This is a genomic window from Verrucomicrobiota bacterium, from assembly GCA_039192515.1.
GTDB lineage: Bacteria > Verrucomicrobiota > Verrucomicrobiia > Methylacidiphilales > JBCCWR01 > JBCCWR01.
Window position 1 is genome coordinate 1 of the sequence record JBCCXA010000045.1, and the last position, 19,424, is coordinate 19,424.

The window sequence follows — 19,424 nt, forward strand, 5'->3', positions numbered from 1 at the left end:
AGAATCAATTTAATGAGGCGGGGTTAGAAGCTTTGCGTTTAGAGGAGATTGAAAGGCAACTTCAAGATGGTCGAAAGAAACTGGAATACACTGAAAGTGCTTATCAGGAATTATTATGCACTCGGGATAAATCTATTAAGCTCGCACAAGATAAATGGAAAGTCCTAAAAAATACAATTGAAGAGACGGAACTAGAGACTTCAATTGCTGAGTTCTATGAACTAGCTGATCAATTGACTGATGTCAAAGCCCCTCTTGTTGAGTTACAAGAACTCACTAAAGAAAATCTTTATGCTGCACGCGGACGTGCTCACTCATTAAAGGAGAAAATGGATTTAAAAGAGTTGGCCCAATTGAATCAACTATCGGACATTAATGTTAGGAGAGCTATATCTGATTTTATTTCTCAAAAAGGCATTTTATCAGGTGAAGAGCCGTCTGAAGAAATAGGGTAGCTAAGTCGTTTTTGTGTGGAAATATCCCATAAGTTAGCAAGGCAACAGGCAAGCTACGCTTGAACTAGGCTGATACCTCGAGCGTAAGCCCGCGGGAAGTTTATCTTTTGATTTTTTTTGTTGCTGCTTTTTTTGCACCCTTAGACTTTTCGTTAGGTGGTTGTTTGGGAGAATACTTCATCTGCTTAAGTACGTGTTGATATTCTTTCATAGCGTGACCGATGGCATTCTTCATTTCAGCAACTTGTTCAATGCTGAGCGATGTCGATTGCTGGACTGTATACAACAACGTTTCCATCATCTGTGATTGCCTCTGGAGTAACTGATTGAAAGCTTCAGGCAAGCTATAAACGATTTCAACTTGATAAGGAGAAGCAGTAGCATAGGACTCTTCAGGGGTAGGGGAGGGACTTTCCTGAATTACAGGGGTAGCTTGAGTTGCCATGCTTTCTTGAGATAATTGCTTTTCGGAGACCACTTCTTTTTTGGGAGGGATAAGGCCTCTTGCCAGAACTTTCTTGATCTCTTCCAGCCCCTCATTGAAGGCGGATAGCTGAACAGCAACTTTTCCAACAGGGTCATTTTCGTCTACCTTGTCAAAGCGAAGATTAGTCTGGAATTTACTTTTAATATCGTTCCAACGTTGTAATTCCAGATCTGTCAAAAGCTTATTAAGTTCTTTAAACTTTAGAAGGTTTGCTTCTGCCCCTGCAGTTAAGGTTTGGGCTTCACTTACATAGTGATCGATAATTAATTGATCCAACTCTTTTTCATTCATAATAGGGGCGATTTTTTCGGCTAACCGATTCATATTACGGTAGGATCCTTGTAACTTGAAGGGTGGCTCAGTGCGGTAAGCATCTGATTGGGAGGCAGAATGTATATAAGCTAGATTGACCCTTAAAATAACGTCACGTAGCTTGATCAACTTCTGCATGACATTCACCATTTCATCTACTTCTTCCATCGAGAAGCTGCCTTCAAAATTGATACCTTCTTTGGAACCTGTCTCAGCGATACGGATAATGGAGTAAATATCCTTCTGGCTACGGCTTGCTAATTGATTCAAAACAGAGTTCGAGGTAATAGAGTTTTCGAGATAGCTCAATTTAAAGGCATTTTCACTCCCTCCAAGAATATCTCCTAGGTTATAGGTGTCTGCTCTATTGGCTAACATGTCTGGGATCTGAAATTTTTCTCCACTTTCAGTATATGGATTTCCCGCCATGACCACTGCCACTTTTTTACCTCTTAGGTCGTAAGTTTTGGGTTGCTTAGCCCAAACGCCTTCAATACGTCTTTGCCCATCACATAGGGAGATAAATTTTTGTAAGAGTTCCGGGTTACAATGTTGGATATCATCCAAGTAAATCATCACATTATCACCCATTTCAAAGGCTAGGTTTAGTTTTGTGAGTTCTTCTCTGGCACTGGCATTGGGCGCTTCCTCAGGGTCTAGTGACATGACGCGGTGCCCCAAGGTGGGTCCACTAATTTTCATAAAGACTAATCCTAGTCGATTAGCGATATACTCCATCAGGGTTGTCTTACCATAACCAGGTGGAGATATAACGAGGAGGAGACCCATGAGGTCTGTTCTTTTAGATTCTCCTGCGTTGCCTAATTGTTTGGCTAGATTATCACCTACCATAGGCAGGTAAATATCATTAATTAAGCGGTTCCGGACAAAAGAGCTTAAAACGCGAGGTTTAAATTCATCCAGTTTTAATTTTCTCCTCTCTTCACGAATCAGATCCTTTTTGGCGTTCTGATAGGACTCAAACTGTGGAGTGATATTCTTTTCGAAAAAGGACAAGCGTTTTATGAACTCGTGATAATCTAATGTGTATCCCTTCTGGTTCAAGCTAGGATGGTTTCCTCTTAATTTACCTAAAGATTTTGTTGCTGAAGTGCTGACTATTTTAAATTTATTTTGACTATCCAGGAGTATCAGAATCGAAGCTTCGTCAACATGTTGAATAAGTTTAGTATCATTTAGCTCACGGGCAAAGCCTCCGACCCAGTCGCGGATAAGCTCAAAGAGGCTTGACCGATTATTCTGAATTTCTGCGCAGGCGGTTTGGAATTTTTCTGCATACTGATTTGATTTCAGAGAAGTTTGGAATTCATTTACTAGCGTGACCGCACTCTGGCTAGTAGAAAAGCTAGTTCCATTGCTGAGTTCTAAAAATAAATATTCAGCCGCTAGAGGTGCGTATGTTGTCGGAAAGAGTTTAGTCTGTCCTAAAAAGTCGTTTATTTTAGATTCTAAATCTTCGATATACACATCGCAAAGTGGATTCCCTTGATAAAGTTCCTTCATTGTCCCAAAGCTGGCAAATTTGGTTTTTAAATTCTGCTTGCTTTGGTTCTCTTCGAATAAGCTCCAGAAGAGTAGTGCTGCTGTTCGAATGGATGGTGCATATCTAATGAGCCCTAAATTTTTATGTATGCTAAGAAGATTTGAGAATATGGTGGAGGCATCTTGATCATGAACACCTTTGACATAGCCTTCGGCATAGCGAGTGGACATAAACTCTTGTAAGTATGAATGTAAGTTATCTAAGTTTTTCCCTAGAGACCTCTGTAAAGTAACTTCATCGCTATTTTGGAATTGTTTTAAAAGTAGGTAAGCTAAATATTCTGCACGGTAGACGTCATCATTTTCTGAAATTACATCTTGAGTCCAAACTTGTCGGGTTTGAAGAAAACGGTCATCGGTAATTTTAGAGAAATAGTTTGTTCCAGTTAGGTGGAAGAACATATCATTCTCTTTTCTGACTATGGTTAAGTCCAGGGATTGCGTGTTTACAGAGAAGCTGTGTTTACCGAGTCGAATAATATTTTTCCCATCTATAAAGAGCTCTTGGCGGTCTTTTAATTGTCTGACAGAGTCCTCTTTGATAGTTTTAAGTCTGCCCTGAATATCATCTGCTTTGACGCTGTCTTCTAGTTGATGTAGCTCTTGAACAATATTGCGAATTTTTTCAACCATGAGATCTGCGGCCATATAGGCATTAATCTCATTGACAGTCTCTATGTTCTTAACACGATTACGTATACCATTAAAAATGCGTTCTGCTGAAGACATGAGCGCTTGGGCTCTTCTGTTTTTTGCTTCTACTAAGTTTAGCTTCTTAGACTCAAATGCATTATAGATTTCATCACGCTTTTCACTGATATCAGGTATAAACTCATCATATTCTGCAAATTGCCCCTCTAACTCTTCGAGTTGGATCATCAACTTTGTCAAATATGCATCGCACTTCTCTGACGAGTCACAAAGGTCTAAGTAATTGACAACAGTTTGACCGATAAGTTTAAGCTGCGATCCGAATTGTGCTTTTGCTTCTGTTGAGCCTAATTCGCTTTTACGCTTCTTGAGTTCTGCTCTAGTTTGGTTGATGGATGAATAGATAGTAGAAATGTTATCTATTATTTTTGTCGTTTCTGTAGAGTCTTCTATTTTCAAGTTGCTTACAACATCAATAAGCATTTCAAGGCCGCTGCCCAAATGGTCGATCCTATCTTCTAAATCCTTGATCTCCATTACTGTGGAGGTATCTAAGACTTTATTCTGATGATCTTCAGCTTGCTGACGGTAGGTATTCAAGGCTTTAGGTTTTAAAAGAAATTTGACACAGTCTTCTGAAAGTTTTTGTGTATCTTCGGCAAGCGCACTCTCCATTTCATTTACACGCTCTAGATTCATATATCGAAGCTCTTTTAGAGATATTACTTCACCTCTTAGCATTCGCAGCTCTGTAAGTAGTTCTACAAATTGGGTGATTTCAGTAAATGAAGCTTTACAGGCCACTGCTAATTTCCCAGCTTTCGCTCTGGAAATCTTTAATTGATCAGAAGCATGACGTTTTAGACGCACGACTTTGTCAAATTCATCAATGGCTGATTCCGAAGCTTGACGAATCTCGACTAGAGGCTTTTTGATCTCGAGAGCTTCAGGCTTATCTAGCCAGAAATATGCATCTGTGACAGTGGCAGTTTTGCTGACAAGATCAATATAGAGATCAGCATAGCTGTCATCTCGGTTAATGAGATTTAAGATCTCATGACATTCTGCCATACAGCGAACGAGTTCACGATTCCCAATTTTATAGAGAAAAGAGTCATTCTTCGTTTCTGTCGCTGCATTTGCGCAAAGAAAAGGTGTTTTCCAAACTTGTAGACTATGATGTTTTTGTGGTTCGCTACTTGATTTAAAATAGACCAATTCACCATTTTCGAACAGTGAATACCCGTGACAAACGATGGGAGTTTTTACTTGCTGGTCAATAATGTTGTATTGCAACAATAGGTAGGTGCCACTTAAGCGGTTGTAGAATACATAAAGAAAATCCTCTCCATTAGGAGATTCAATTCTTCTAGAAAAAATCATATCTTTCAAATCGGTTCCGAATACTTTATGCTCGCCAGATTGTAAGTAATAACCATCAGGAAAGATGATTCCATGGTCATCCGGTAGCAAAACACAAGCGCTTTCAATTTTATCGATACGAAGGACCTGATTGAGTTTTTCATTGAAAACAAGGTGGCGAAAGTTCTTTTCTTGAAACGGTTTGACTTTTAAAAGAACAATTTTTCCCACGCTGGCATAGAAGATTTCTGCATCATCTAAAGTCTGATCTGGATTTTCTACTCTTTCTGAGTAAATGCCTTCTCCAACATCTGTATTGTTTTCGACTTTGACTGTTAGATCTCCCCCAGTAGTTTCAACGAAGAGACGATTTTCAATGGATATATGCGGGTGACGTCCTTTTTGATGATGATCGCGGTGAGTCCGAATCCATTCAAATTCGTGTTGAGGAGGAAATGAAAATTCGTGGTCGAAACGATTACCTAAATACTTGATTTCGTCATTCTGTAAATTCCATTTAAAGGTCTTGATATCATTGATACTTTTACCAACGCGAAAGACCATAAAAAGATTTGGCCCAATGATGCGAAATTTGGCAAACCTAGTATCTTTGTAGTATTTATATAACTGTTTAAAATCAAGAGGGAAGTCTCCTATAAAAATAATGCTTAAATCAAGTTCATGGAAGCTACTATCTTTATATTCATAGACTGAAAAAACATCACTAAGTTCTGTTTCAGTTTTTAAACCAAGATGAACATTATAGCCAAATAGGAATCGATTTTTATTTAGAGGGGTGATGTCGCGAGCTACACAGTTATTTTTAGTTGTGACTCTGTCTGTCGTTAGTAAAGTTGACTCGATAGAACCAAACACTTCCTTGCGAGCTTGATTAAGGCGATTCAATCGTTCTTTTAAGTCTTCAGCATGATTCATTAGCCTGGATCTAATGATCTCGTAGGCACCGCTCTGTAGAGCTTCAGGTTTTTCTTTAGCGGTAGAGTCTTCTATGACTGCGTCTTCTGCCATCGTTGCAAAATCATATTTAAAGAGGAGGTAGGAATCAAATAAAGCCTATTCTCCTCAACTTGTTCTAATCTCTTAATCTAAAACACTAGATACGTTGTTATCGCTGATACCTGACCTTTGAGCTATGCCCATAAGGCTCTCGATTAACCCTTTGGATTTAGGATCTGATGCTTGGTTAAGCATCTTTCCTAATGCAGCTGCTATGGTTAGGTTCATAATGTCTTCTGATGTAACACCTATCTGACCCATGAGATTTCGCAATTGTGAGCGAAAGTATTCAGGGTCCGAATTAAAAAAAGTTTTTTCGATGTTCGTAAGCACATTGCTTTTTCCTACAAGACCATCAACCGATTTGCCTGCTGTAATAGCGTTAGTGATTTTATCGAAGAATTGAGTTTCTCCACCGATAATATCTACTTTGGCATTCTTAAGGGCCTCAGCTACCACAGAAGCTTGGCTTGTGGCGATGTCTTTTTGAATATCGATTTCAGCCAGTTGGATTTCCTTGTTCATATCTAACTTCAAACGGAACTCTTCGTGATCGCGCCCCACTTCATCAAATAGTTTCATAGCTTCGGCCTTCTTGTGGATTCCTGTGGCTTCGGCTTCTGCTTTCATTTGAATCACGTTAGCTTCAGCCGTTCCCTCTTTTTCAAGAGCATGTGCTTTAGCTTCCATAACCTGAACATCCGCCATTCCAGCTGCAGCACATTCGGCAGCATCTGCCTCTGCCATGAGTTTTTGGGCGGCAGATTTCTTCTGAGCAGCTTTATAGTTTGCCTCAGCATCAATAACTACTTTTTCAGCTTCAAATTCCTTGGCTCTTTTGTCTGCCTCAGCTGCCTTCATTTGTATGATTAAGGCCTGTTCAGCTTCTTTCTCCGCTGCCGTAACATGAACTTTTTTATCACGATCGGCAGTAGCAAATGCTTCAGTATCCTTTATGCGTTCCTGTTCTTCGACAACTTGGCGTTCAACCATCACCCGTTCTCGAATAACGTCTTGGATACTTTTTTCCTCGAGTTCAACCGCACGAGTCTTCTCAATCCTAGCAAGTTCTACCACTCGTTCACGTTCTACTTTCTCGAGTAATTTATCTTTCTCTACGCGCTCAAGCTCCACGGCATCGGTGCGTTCTTTATTGCGAACTGCTACGACGAGCGCTCGGTTCTTGTTCTCTTCAGCAATCTGAACTTCCTCATCCGTAGCAATACGAGCTAATTCAGATTTTTGGCGCTCTTTTTCCTGAACAGTTTTAGCTTCAGCTTGCTCACGGGCTGTAATTGCAGCAATTTCTCTTTGTTGTTTTTGTTCTGCCTCAGCTAGTTGCTTGTTTAGTTCTAAGACCGCTTCTCTGGCTTCAACATCTTGTTGAGTGATAATCTTTTCTTTTTCTCGATCAATCTCATTGGCCAAAATTTTCTGTTTCGCAGTTAAGTCGGTAATTTTCTTAATACCCTCTGAGTCCAGGATATTATCCGGATTTAAGAATTCTAGCTTTGTTTGTTCGAGGTAGTCGATAGCTGCATCATCAAGGACATAGCCATTCAGATCTGTTCCAATTTGTTCTAGAATTTCATCTTTAAACTCTCTCCGAGCATTGTAGAGGTCTACAAAATCAAATTTTCTACCCACTGTTTTGAGTGCTTCGGAGAATTTTGCATCGAAAAGTGCTTCAAGCATCTTTTCATCGGAGGCACGTTTGCAACCAACAGATTGTGCTACTTTGAGAACGTCTTCTTGAGTCTTGTTCACTCTGACAAAAAAAGCGACTTTGATGTCTGCCCGCATGTTATCTCTGCAAATCAAACCATCTGCGCTAATTCTCGTGATTTCTACTCGCTTCACGGAAATTTCCATGAACTCCACGCGGTGCATAATAGGAACGATGAACATTCCATCAAAAGAGACTTTTGTGCCTCCCAAACCATTGCGAACCAGTGCTTGGCCTTGATCAACTTTTCTATAAAACTTCATGGCCATTACTAATAATGCTACAAATCCCAATACTAATAAGATCACTCCTGTTATTCCTATTGATGTTATGATACCTCCGAGTCCAGAAAAAAACTCTCCAATTGCTGAAGAGCTTTGTTCAACTTCATACTGCCCCAGAATAAGCCAGGAACCGATGACTTGCTCTATGTTATTCATTTTTTTGTCTTTCTACTTTTCTATTAATCCATTTTTACTTCTTCGATTTTGCGAACGAGATAGGCTCCATTAGCCTTGTCATGTTTAACTACTAGGGCGGAATCACCTCGTCTTAAATTTTGACTATCATCAGAAACTCTGACCTCCAGAGTAATACTGGAGCCAGATATATTGAGATCCGCTTGACCAAAATCGGCTCTGACTTCTCCAGTTCTGATCTTACAAATCTGTCCTAGGACTCTCTTCTTACTTAAACCAATTTGGTTAAAATTTCTGAAAACGTAACGAAGCGGACGCGTAATCAAAGCACTTGCAAAAATAGCTAAAATAAAGCTAGGAATGACTATGAGTGCAGAAACCAAGAGAGAACCAAACGGAAAAAGATAGTTAGCGATAATACATAGGGCCCAAGTCACAAATACAATAACATTGAGGATGATCATCAAGGGAACTTCTCCTATGTTAAAAAACTTTAGTATTTGTGTGGATGCTCCGACATGAGCATCAGCGTTTAAATCTAACTCTAAGTCAACATCACCATCTAGATCGAAATCAAATTCTAATGCATCAATATCTAAGCCGCCTAAAATAACTAGTACCCAATAAATCGCAAATAGCCCTAATATCACAGTTAGAACAAGATTCACTGGTTGTATGATTTGATCTAAAAATAGTCCCATCTTCTCTATTTACCCTTTATAGTGGATGATTTAGTGAAACAATAGTGATTAAACTTGTACAGGCATATTACAATTTCTTTATGAAATTATAGCGTGCTATCTTATGATTTTACATAGGATTGTGTATAAACTAATCGGCAATTGACACGGCTAAGTCGTAAATTAGCTGACATGTTGAGTTGTGGAGGATTTAAGCTTTGTCTCGTTTGCACTACTGGTGGTTTGATCATTGGGCACATACTAATGCGGATGCTAATAAGTGTCATCGAGTCATAGATGAAAATCAGCCTTACTACAATACATCACCGAGACGACATCTTTATTGCAGATGTGACCTTTGTGATATTTTCTTTAGTACTCGCGTTAAGAGATATCTGTTGGGTGTAGCAGAGGGTATTTATAGAGGTGCTGTCTTTTTCGATTTGGTAATAGCGCGGACGATGCCTAACGTATCAAATCCTAGTTGCACGAGCATTTGAACAGGTTGTTTGTCTTCTTTTGCCCAAGAGATATAGGTCCAGTATTCATCAACAATGAGATCGTCAGCAGATGCTCTTGAGCCTTTTACATGATTGAGTGATTTGCCATTGGGCTCTCCTAAGAGGCTCAAGACTGCATTTTGGGTGGTTAAGCCTTTTTTTATCTCATCAATGTCAGTGATTAGGGTGTCGTGTTGATCTGGCTGGTAGCTGCTAAAGAAAAAGTAGGAATCTAGGACTTTCTTGGGAGCATCTGGTGGTTGATAAAAGACTAGCTCGAGGGAGCGTGCATCTTGGATGGTGCCCAACCAAATCTCAACATTGGCATTGCTGAAGTTAAAGACATCAAATTCACCATCGTTATTTGAGATTGATTGAGTTGTATTCGGTTTACCTAGCAGAGCAATGGCTTGTTGAGGTGTTGTTGTGCCTAATGCCAAGCTAGATATAGAGTGATGATTGAAGTCACGACCTATTTGATTGGTGCTAGCACATGAGAGAAGCAGAACGGATAGGAGTATATAGTGAAGGGATAATCTTTTCATTTGCTTTTGAGGTTCTTGCCAAGTTCTATAGAGCGGTTGTGGGCGGCCTGAAAAGCTTTTTCGATGATTTCTGAGAAGGAATGTTCCGAAAAGCTATTCAGGGCAGCTTCGGTAGTGCCTCCTTTGCTTTTTACCTGATCGATTAGATATTCTGGGGATTTCTCGCTATTTTCAATCATAAGGCTTGCTCCTTTCGCTGTTTGATTGGCAAGTTTGAGTGCTATATCTGGATCAAGTCCATGTTTGATAGCAGCTTGCTGCAGAGCTTCGATGAAGAGATAAAAATAGGCGGGTCCTGAGCCGCTAAGAGCAGTAACTGCATCGAGTTGTTTTTCTTCAACCTCAAAGACAAGGCCTACAGCCCTAAAAATGTCTTCCGTAATAACTTTATCTGAGTCAAGAGCATATTGGTTGACAGCATATGCGGTAGCACCTTCTCCAAGAAGCAGAGGTGTGTTTGGCATGGTTCGTATGATGCGCGCCTTTTCCATGAGATGCTTTTCTAGGTAGTCGAGTGTGATACCAGCGGCAATCGAAATGATAAGAGCTGAGCTAACGGTGCTCGAGGATTTAATAGTGGGTAAGACGTCATTCATCTGCTGAGGCTTTACGGCAAGAAGGATGGTATCTACATCAGTAATGGTTTCCTGGGTACTATTTCTCCAGCAGTTTTGGCATTCAGGGAAGTTATTGAGGAATGAATCCTTGCTCCCATCATCTGTGCGCCCTGTAATCAGTATATCTGTAGGAGTAATAGCGTTTGTGTTTAGTAAACCTCTCACTATAGCACTAGCCATACGCCCTGCTCCAATGAACCCTATCCTCATAATTTCTAGAGGTTAAAGGCTTTCCTTGGTGCTCCAAGCAGAATATTTCTAACATAACTAAAAACTGGGTGATTTAGATATTGTTCTTAGTCATCGCACGCGCATCATTAGTGCTTTAAGGAAAGTGGCTAAGCAAGAGATGTTAGGCTTGTATGGAAGTGCTTTGTAGTAGGTGATTACTGCGTGAAAAAGCTACAAGGATGATGGAAACAAAAGATTGGCATGAGTTGGTTTTTCTTGAAAACCTCGCTCAACAATATCCTTCGCGTGATGCAGCTATTCTAGAGATAGCGGCTTTAGAGGCCCAGCTCAAGCTACCCAAACCAGTTGTTCATGTCATTAGTGATATCCACGGAGAGTATAAAAAGTTACGTCACGTGGTAAATAACGGTTCGGGTAAGTTGAGGCCTCTTATAGATGAACTCTTCTCTGAAGAAAGATCTGAAGTGGAAAGAGCAGAGCTTTTAGCAACCATTTACTATCCGATGGAACTTATGGATAGCTTAAGTCATATCATGAAGGGCTGTGATAGAAGGTTGCAATGGGTAAAAAAGACTCTTAGGGCACAAATTAAACTCGCCAGGTATCTAGCAAGAGGCTTGAGGAATAAAGATGTGCTCGCTTTGATTGATAGAGAGTGGCGAGAATTTTTTTACGAAATGTTATATGAGCCAGTAGCCGGTCGAGGCGAAATATACATGGATGCTAGAATTGCCTCATTAGCTGAGAATGATCGAGATCTAGCGGCTGTGAGAAGATGCTCAAGGCTTGTCCGAAATATTTCTACGCAAGAACTCATTGTAGCAGGTGATTTGGGGGACAGAGGCCCTCGGATTGACCGAGTGATTGATTTTCTTCAACGACTGCCCAGGGTGTCCATGCTGTGGGGCAATCATGATGTATCTTGGATGGGAGCCTGTCTTGGGCATGAGGCATTGATAGCGAATGTCTTGAGAATATCGCTAAGGTATAGGCGTCTCTTTCAACTAGAAGAGGGCTACGGGTTATTGTTGCTTCCACTGGAACAGTTGGCTCAGAAAATATATGGGAATGATTCTGCAGAGAGATTCTTTTCTAAGGGTCATGGGATGCGTGATTCTTTATTGGTGGCTCGTATGCAGAAAGCAATTGCCATAATTCAATTTAAGCTAGAGGGGCAATTGACTCAGAAGTATCCAGAATGGGGGATGGAGGAGAGAAACCTCTTGCATCGCATCGACTATGAAAAAGGAACCGTTCAGATTGAAGGAAAAACTTATGAGCTTTTAGACACAGTTTTTCCCACAATTGATCCCCAAAATCCTTATGAACTCTCTGGGGATGAAAAATTATGCATGGATCGGCTCCGGCAAAGTTTTGTGCTTAGTAACAAGTTATGGCATCACATGTCTTGGATGGAGCGTATTGGTTCCATGTACACGGTCAGAGATGGTGTTGTCATTTTCCATGCCTGCATGCCTGTAGATGAAAATGGGGAATGGTTAAAACTTGAAATTGATGGGCAAGAGGTGGCAGGGCGAAAGATGTATGATGCGTTTGATACTATTATCAGGCGCGCTTTTCGAAAAGGAGCGAACAAGGCTGACGATGATATTGATTGGTTTTGGTACCTGTGGGCTGCCCCCGATTCCCCTCTATTTGGAAAAGACAAGATGACGACTTTTGAGGGTTATTTTGTTGCAGAAAAGGAAACACATATAGAGAAAAAGAATGCTTATTTTTCTTTGATACAGGAGTACCCATTTTGTTGTCGACTTGGCAGAGAAATGGGCGCTAGGGCTGAGGATGAAGTCCTCATTGTGAATGGCCATGTTCCCGTAAAAGTGGACGAAGGTGAGGAGCCGGTTAAACAAAGTGGCAATGCCGTGATTATAGACGGGGCGTTCTCAGAAGCTTATGGTGATAGAGGATACACACTAGTCATGGGGCCTCAAGAAATTACATTAGCTGAGCATCATCATTTTGAATCCATACACGACGTGATTAAAAACGATCGAGATGTTATCCCTAAAGTCATGACTATCCTGCCTTATGAAAAGAGGCGCTTAGTTGAAGATACTGAAGAAGGAGAGAAAATTAAAGAGCAAGTAGTTGCTCTTAAGCGTCTGGTATACGCCTATGATGAAGGATTAATTAGAGAAAAATCAGTGAAATGAAATATAAGGCTCAAGCTTGCATTTTCCTTGTCGAAATAGAAAATTGTTCGAGAAAAAGGCTTGGTCAGGAATATGTTGGGTAGTGTAAGATAATGAAGTCGGGAAGTAAGGTGCGTAGTAAATCAGTAGTCGGTCGTCGTTCGAAAAAACCAACAGATTCCGTTCTAAAGGACAAAAAAGTCCTTATTGTAGATGATGACGATGTTTGTTGTGTAGGACTCAAGAGAGTCTTGGCAGATTTAGGGATTCAAGCCAGCTCGGCAAATTCTGGGCGTCAGGGCCTTAAAGAGATCAAAAAAGGAACCTTTGACCTTGTTCTATTAGACGTCATGATGCCTGACTTAGATGGTTGGGAAGTAGCCAAGATGCTCCGCACTGGCAAAAATTATCCCGACGTAAGGCTACTTTTCATGACAGGTCTTATTGATTATAGCCAAGCTAAATGGCTTAATAACTGTGAGTCTGATAGGGACAAGATTTTTTCCAAGACATGTTCTCCGGATGAACTGCTTGCTATGATGGAATCCTCATTTAAAGAAGTCGATTCTAAGCCTAAAAAAAAAGCTACAGTGAGCTTAACTTCCTGATGGCGTAAGGTCATTGCGGAACTTTTGTAGAGTTTAGAAATTCATACCTTAAAATGCTATCCAGTATGTTCAAGAAACGAGCCTCCTTATGTGACCATGCGGCCCTAAGAATATTAAACCTGAATGATGCGATCGAGACTAAAAGATCTGGGCGGGATTTTGTTCCTAAGAAACGTAGAGTCTCCTAGCCAATTCAAATGAATAGGCAACAGTGCCTCATCCAATCTGTCATTCATTAGTTTCACCAGTGAAAGTCTCGAGAGATCTGTGTACTTCCTTAGTACTTGGATCCGTCTTGATATCAGGGGATCAAGACGGCAGAAAAATCTATGGATATTTCAATCTTACCAATACCCGGTAGAGTCGAGATATAACAAAAAATGGATGTTTAAAAAGAATTCGAAAATGCTCTAAGAATATGACTTTTGGGATATACCTTTGTCGACTCTCTAGTTCTTGTGGCTTAAACTTTCAGGTAATTTGTTCTGCACCTGCATCATCAGCTTTGGACCACTGCTTCGCATGGAGATGAGAGCGGATACCAGAAAGAATAAGACTAAGGACTAATAAGATAGCGCGGCTAGTTATTCACCTACCGAGTAACGAGCAAAGCGTCTGATGATGATATTTTCTCCTAGCTCACCGATCTTTTCGTTAACGATATCCTGGATAGACTTATTCTGATCCTTAATGAAGGGTTGTTCTAATAGGCAAATCGTGCTGTAGAACTTATCTATCTTACCCGCAACGATCTTTTCAATGACATTAGCGGGCTTATCTTTTACTTGTGAGGCAGCAACTTCCTTTTCATCTTCTATGACTTTAGGGTCAACTTCCTCACGCTTTAGATATTGGGGATTTGCCGCGGCAATGTGCAGAGTAATATCTTTTACAAAATCACGAAAGTTATCGTTTTTAGCTACGAAGTCTGTCTCACAATTAACTTCAATAAGAACGCCAACTTTACCACCAAGGTGGATGTAAGAAGCTATCACACCCTCTGATGCGGCACGGTCCGCCTTTTTAGAGGCGCTTAAGTTGAGTTTCTTACGTAGAACTTTTTCTGCTTCTTCAAGATTTCCTCCGGCTTCTTCCAAAGCTTTTTTGCAGTCCATCATGCCTGCATTAGTTTTATCACGAAGTTGCTTAACAGTTTTAGGGTCTATAGTTGCTGCTTGAGACATATGAATCCTTTTTAAAATTTATGATGTGATGTTAGCGGGTATTGAAATTAAAAACTAGGCAGAAATGGCTTCCATCTCTTCTTTGGTCGGTTCGTCTGATTCCTTCGGGGATTTTGTCGATGGTCTTGTTCCTTTATATTTGGACAAGCCTTCTTGGACTGCTGCCTTGAGATGCTCTAAAATAATACGAATAGAGCGGATTGCATCGTCGTTACAAGCAATCGGGTAATCAATATCGGAAGGGTCAGCATTGGTATCTGTAAGTGCTACGATAGGTATATTCAATCTAAGCGCTTCTTTTACGGCAATTGTTTCTCGGCTTACATCAACAATAACCAGCACCTTAGGTGGGGCTTCCATGTCTTGGATACCATCCAAGTAACGGTGTAGCTTCATGCTCTCGCGGCGTAAAGCAGAGATTTCCTGCTTAGTAGGAAGTGCTTTCATCTTGCCACTCTTTTCCATTTCATCAATCTCTCGCATGCGTGCAACACTGCGACGAATGGTGGGCAGGTTAGTTAATGTGCCGCCAAGCCAACGCTCGGTAACGTAAAAAGCCTCAGAATCTTGCGCTGCCTTTTTGACTGCTTCTTGAGCTTGCTTTTTGCACCCGACAAAAAGGATTTTGTTTCCATCGGACGCTTGTCCACGAAGAAAGCTGAAGGCATCAGCGATCTGGTCAGCGGTTTTGTTTAGATTAATGACATGAATGCCATTGCGAGCCTCGTATATGTAAGGCTTCATGCGCGGGTTCCATTTATCAGTGCGGTGACCGAAATGGACTCCTGCTTCTAGTAATGCTTTTACATCCGGTTTGGACACAAATACTCCTTTACTTTATTAATTTATGATCCCTCTCACGGAGTGGACTTCTCTTTCTAGAGAATATAGTTGTTGTTATTGTGCTCGTTGAACGAGCGTTAATCCCCCCAGATTTTTTTCTGTCGACCTGAGAAACGAAGTGGCAGAAAATATCAGAACCATTCGACTTGCCAAGCAGAAATATTAGAAAAAAATAAAAAAATTGATTAAAAGTCACGGAAGCGTGATCGATTTTAAATATAAGATCAGCTAATGCTGCTTATTTTGTTGTAGTATGGATAGTTTATTAAGTATTTTTGTGTAAAAAAATTGACGTTTGTGAATAACTTCTTAATAACTTATCTTTGCGTGTTGAGTCTAGCATGGTTTGCTTTATGAAAAATTTTCAGTTATCAGCGAAATGGATTATTCTATGGAGTATGAGTTATTTGCTCTTGCCAGAAGCTGTATTAAGTAATGAAGATACGAAAACTGTCCTGATGCTTGATCAGATCACTCTCTATTCAAACTATCCTGTCAAAAGAGATATTATCACTACTTGTTTCTGGGTTGGTGAAGGTCGTAGCAGATATAGCCGCACTACAAATTACAAGAGCGCTTGGGATGGGTCTTGGACAAAAAACTTTGGCGGAACAGACTGTCCAGCTGATCGTTTTTCTTTTAACGACGGAAAGATCACCTTACCGGTTGAGTTCGCTCCCACTCTCAATCCTTTTTATGTGGCGCTTCCTTTTAACGATGTGAAATACCCTAAAACGGCTCGTAAATATGTGCCTTGGTGGAACGAATCTAAGCATCGAGAATCGAGATGGTCTTCTCAATGTAAAGGCCGTTGGGTTATGATTGAGTTCAAGGGGAAGGTATGCTTCGCTCAATGGGAGGATGTTGGACCGTTTCGATACGACCACGTTTCTTACGTTTTTGGGAATGATCGTCCTCGGATCCATACGAGAGCTGGTTTGGATGTTTCTCCTGCAGTCCGTGATTACTTAGGGATGGACGGCTTAGACAAAACCAATTGGCGTTTCGTGGAAGATGATGAAGTGCCTTACGGTCCATGGATTGAATACGGCGAGCAAGCCATCATCTATTCAGTTATCAAAAATCAGGGTGCGGTTCAAACAAATGCCAAAGATCTTTAGATAACGAAGATAAGGATCTTAATTCGATGAGTTTGAGATTTCATTCGGCTTGATTGGTATCTAGATTAGATATCAGTTCTTTGAGCATCTGTTCTTGGGCTTTTGGGTGGTTTTCATAATTTTGAAGTTGTTTCGGAGGAAGGATTTTAGACATAGCATCTAGTTTGACTTGCTGTTGCGCCTTTTGGTATTTCGTTGGATCATCTGAATTTTTAGTATACTGCTCAGTCAGTTCAGCATCTTGAGCCTCATATAAGGCTGCGTAGACTACGTCTTTTTATTCATCTGACGGATCGAATAAATTTTGTATTTGCATGAGTTCACTGTGGGCGAGTGTGTTTTTCGCAGTTGATTCTTCTTCTTTTCTAAGTTTTTTATACTTTTTGAATTGCTCGTTGGATAACAGGTTTTTGATGAATTTTCTCTCCGAGAACTGGTCAGAGGGTAGATCCTTTTGATTACCAGAAAACACGTTCATGACTCTATCGGTATCTTCTATGAAATAGACTCGAACCCAGGTTCATAGCGATATCTCTTACAATTTAGTTAAGGTAGATTTTAAGGTTTTTTCTTCGAGTTTGATCTTTTTAGGATTTTCTTCTGAATTTGTCTTTGTTTCAAGCTGGGCTTCTTTTTTTTCTATGATGAATAGCTCTTTTTCTTCCTCAGATGCCTTCGATGGCAATGGCTCCATTCTTTGAATGATTTCAGATTTCCCCATGGGTTGATCTCGAGAACTCTGAGGTTCAGTTTTTCGGATGTCTTTGTTACTGAGTAGGTTGCGGAGCATTTTTTCTAAGAACATTGATTTTCCTATAGCTGCGCTTTTACCTGAACTGGCAATGGGGTCATCATATGTTGCCGATGCAGAAGGCTTTATATGGGTTCTTATCGGTTTACTTCCAACTAAAGAATAAGAGACATTCTTTTGCTTGGTATCCTGGACTATGATGCCTGCATTAGCCCGGGTCGGTTTTAAGCTAATTAACTTTTGGCCTACCCCTGATTTAAAGGCTACGCGAGGTGGTCTTTCCAGGCTTTGCTCTTGGAAGATGGTTTCTAAGCTTCGCTCGGTTTCTTGACCATTTATTGCAAAGATTTTTTGGCCATTTTCCAACTCCACTACACCATAAACTCCAGACTGGATAATGACTCCCGCCACTGAAACGATAGGAACACTATTTGATTGAACAATGAAATCAGAAGCTTGGCTGGAAAGCTCACTTTCTCCTGAGCCGCTGCTGCTACCTCCGGATCCTCCACCGGAACTAGAGGCAGAGTAATAAAAGACATTACCTGTCCCTAAGGGATCTGCGCCGAAGCTCACACTGAATTGCTCAGTTCCTGTTAAGCCGCCTTTGTTATGTGGAGCGCTGTTATCTAGTGAATAGACTAAGAAGCGGGAAGCAGAGCTTAAGGCACCAGCACCAGCGTTGTTGATGAAAGAGCCACTAGCTGCTTCTAGAGTAATATCATTTCCTCCACCAGTCGTGGTGATGGTTGTTCCAGAGGCCAGTGTTAGATCTCCTACGGTTCGGATAAGCACATCATTTGTCGTAGTTCCCCCGATGTTGCCATCAATGATTAGCCCACCAGCACTATCGAAAAGAGAAAAGGCTCCACCACGAGTGACGTTGCCTAACGTAGTAATTGCATTTGATGTGTGATTCAGAGTGAAAGTTCCATTACCCAGAAGGTTGAGTCCCCCGACGGTAATTGCTTCGCTTTGAGTGACGTTACCTGAGGTTGTGAATGTCAGATCATTGGAGCCAATATTAAGACCCGTGGTGGTAGAGCCATTTACAGTCAAACTGCCTATTGCTAAATCATTTGTGTCGGTGTAGGAAAGAGAGCCACCAGATCCAGCTATGGTGGTAATGTCATTACCCGCGTTCGTTAGAGTTTTAGCACCACTTCCTTTTAACACTAATCCAGTAGCAGCAATGGCTTGAGTTTGGGTGAGTGCACCACCTGTTTCTAAACTCACATCATTAGCTCCTACATTGATGCCATTGGTGGAGCCTACGCTTCCAACTGCTAAATCATCGGTATCTCTAAAGGAAGTTTCGCCTCCGGATACTGCGATGGTGTTTACATCGTTACTGGCGTTTTCTAGGGTCTTGGCCCCACTTCCAGTAAGCTCTAACCCAGCTGCACTAAGGGCCTGGCTTTGAGTAACCGATCCTGTTGAAGAGAGAGTGAGATTACCTGAAGTGGTAAGTCCAGTGGTATTAACGGTGCCAATGTCAAAGCCACTATTCTCCAGGAAGCTAAGCGAGCCGGTATTACCTGCTAGAGTGGTGATGGCATTACCGGTATTCGTTAGGGTAAATGCTCCGCCAGCACCTAAGAGTTCTAATCCGGCTGCACTAAGGGCTTGGCTTTGGGTAACCGATCCAGTAGAGGAGAGAGTGAGGTTGCCTGAAGTGGTGAGTCCAACAGTATTGACTGTTCCAATGTCAAAGCCACTGTTCTCTAAAAAGCTAACCGATCCGGTGTTACCTGCTAGGGTAGTAATCGCATTAGCCGTATTGGTTAGGGTAAACGCACCACTGGCTCCGAGGAGTTCGACACCGGCAGCAGTGATGGCACCGCTTTGAGTGACCGTGTTATCGGCCGTGAAACTGAAGTTGCCTGTGGTATTAATCAGCGCGATGTCTGCGGTGCCAATTTCCTGGATAGCAATATTACCGCTAGCATTGGCGCTATCAGCGGTGTTGCGGGATTGCGCGCTGATAGACCCAAAGGTGTTACCGACATTGGTTAGGGTAATATCCTGACCAGTGTCATTGGTGGTTTTAAATGTTGCGGCGTTGGTGACATTGATGGCACCGGTATTGGTAATGGCGCCAGTGGAGGTGACATCCAGGGTATTGCTAGCGGTGGTCGCGCCAATGGCTAAGCCATCGGTTTCGGAAAGGGTGATGGTGCCAGTGTTACCAGCTAGGGTATCGATATCATTACCGGAGCGAGTAATGGTATAGCTTCC

General features: G+C 41.3%; 13 protein-coding genes. 4 read left to right on the forward strand and 9 right to left on the reverse strand.

The annotated features are described in order from the left end of the window. A partial coding sequence (locus tag AAGA18_14200) for a hypothetical protein (protein ID MEM9446493.1) occupies positions 1-455 on the forward strand: 455 nt, incomplete at its 5' end. A gap of 100 nt (positions 456-555) precedes the next feature. Here the strand turns inward: AAGA18_14200 and AAGA18_14205 are convergent. The 5 genes from AAGA18_14205 to proC all read right to left on the reverse strand — a co-directional run bounded on the left by AAGA18_14205 (position 556) and on the right by proC (position 10,544). Continuing rightward, positions 556-5,859, reverse strand: coding sequence for a DNA repair ATPase (locus AAGA18_14205; protein MEM9446494.1), 5,304 nt, complete (start codon positions 5,857-5,859; stop codon positions 556-558). A 72-nt stretch (positions 5,860-5,931) separates the two neighbouring features. Next, the gene (locus AAGA18_14210) at positions 5,932-8,013 is read right to left on the reverse strand and encodes a flotillin family protein (GenBank protein ID MEM9446495.1); all 2,082 of its coding nucleotides are present in this window, start codon (positions 8,011-8,013) and stop codon (positions 5,932-5,934) included. Positions 8,014-8,036: 23 nt separating this feature from the next. Further along, a complete protein-coding gene (locus AAGA18_14215) occupies positions 8,037-8,693 on the reverse strand; it encodes a hypothetical protein (protein MEM9446496.1) in 657 nt (218 codons plus the stop codon). 397 nt (positions 8,694-9,090) lie between these two features. Beyond that, on the reverse strand, positions 9,091-9,717 hold the full coding sequence (locus AAGA18_14220; protein ID MEM9446497.1) for a hypothetical protein: 627 nt from the start codon (positions 9,715-9,717) through the stop codon (positions 9,091-9,093). Beyond that, entirely contained in the window at positions 9,714-10,544 is an 831-nt protein-coding gene (gene proC, locus AAGA18_14225; protein ID MEM9446498.1) for a pyrroline-5-carboxylate reductase, read from the reverse strand. The genes AAGA18_14220 and proC overlap by 4 nt, the downstream gene beginning before the upstream one ends. 200 nt (positions 10,545-10,744) lie before the next feature. Here proC and AAGA18_14230 point away from each other — a divergent pair, with 200 nt between their 5' ends. Further along, positions 10,745-12,700 carry a fructose-bisphosphatase class III gene (locus AAGA18_14230; GenBank protein ID MEM9446499.1) on the forward strand — a complete coding sequence of 652 codons (1,956 nt, stop codon included), beginning with the start codon at positions 10,745-10,747 and terminating at the stop codon, positions 12,698-12,700. A 92-nt stretch (positions 12,701-12,792) separates the two neighbouring features. Next, positions 12,793-13,287, forward strand: coding sequence for a response regulator (locus AAGA18_14235; protein ID MEM9446500.1), 495 nt, complete (start codon positions 12,793-12,795; stop codon positions 13,285-13,287). A 584-nt stretch (positions 13,288-13,871) separates the two neighbouring features. Here AAGA18_14235 and tsf read toward each other — a convergent pair. After that, positions 13,872-14,471: a translation elongation factor Ts gene (gene tsf, locus AAGA18_14240; protein ID MEM9446501.1), complete on the reverse strand. Its 600-nt coding sequence runs from the start codon at positions 14,469-14,471 to the stop codon at positions 13,872-13,874. A gap of 54 nt (positions 14,472-14,525) precedes the next feature. After that, the gene (gene rpsB, locus AAGA18_14245; protein MEM9446502.1) at positions 14,526-15,293 is read right to left on the reverse strand and encodes a 30S ribosomal protein S2; all 768 of its coding nucleotides are present in this window, start codon (positions 15,291-15,293) and stop codon (positions 14,526-14,528) included. A gap of 374 nt (positions 15,294-15,667) precedes the next feature. On the opposite strand from rpsB, the gene AAGA18_14250 reads away from it, so the two are divergent. Further along, positions 15,668-16,435: a hypothetical protein gene (locus AAGA18_14250; protein ID MEM9446503.1), complete on the forward strand. Its 768-nt coding sequence runs from the start codon at positions 15,668-15,670 to the stop codon at positions 16,433-16,435. Positions 16,436-16,712: 277 nt separating this feature from the next. Here the strand turns inward: AAGA18_14250 and AAGA18_14255 are convergent, their stop codons facing one another. Beyond that, positions 16,713-16,913, reverse strand: a complete 201-nt coding sequence (locus AAGA18_14255) for a hypothetical protein (GenBank protein ID MEM9446504.1) — start codon at positions 16,911-16,913, stop codon at positions 16,713-16,715. Between the two features lie 57 nt (positions 16,914-16,970). After that, on the reverse strand, positions 16,971-19,424 hold a 2,454-nt coding region (locus tag AAGA18_14260; GenBank protein ID MEM9446505.1), incomplete at its 5' end, for a hypothetical protein.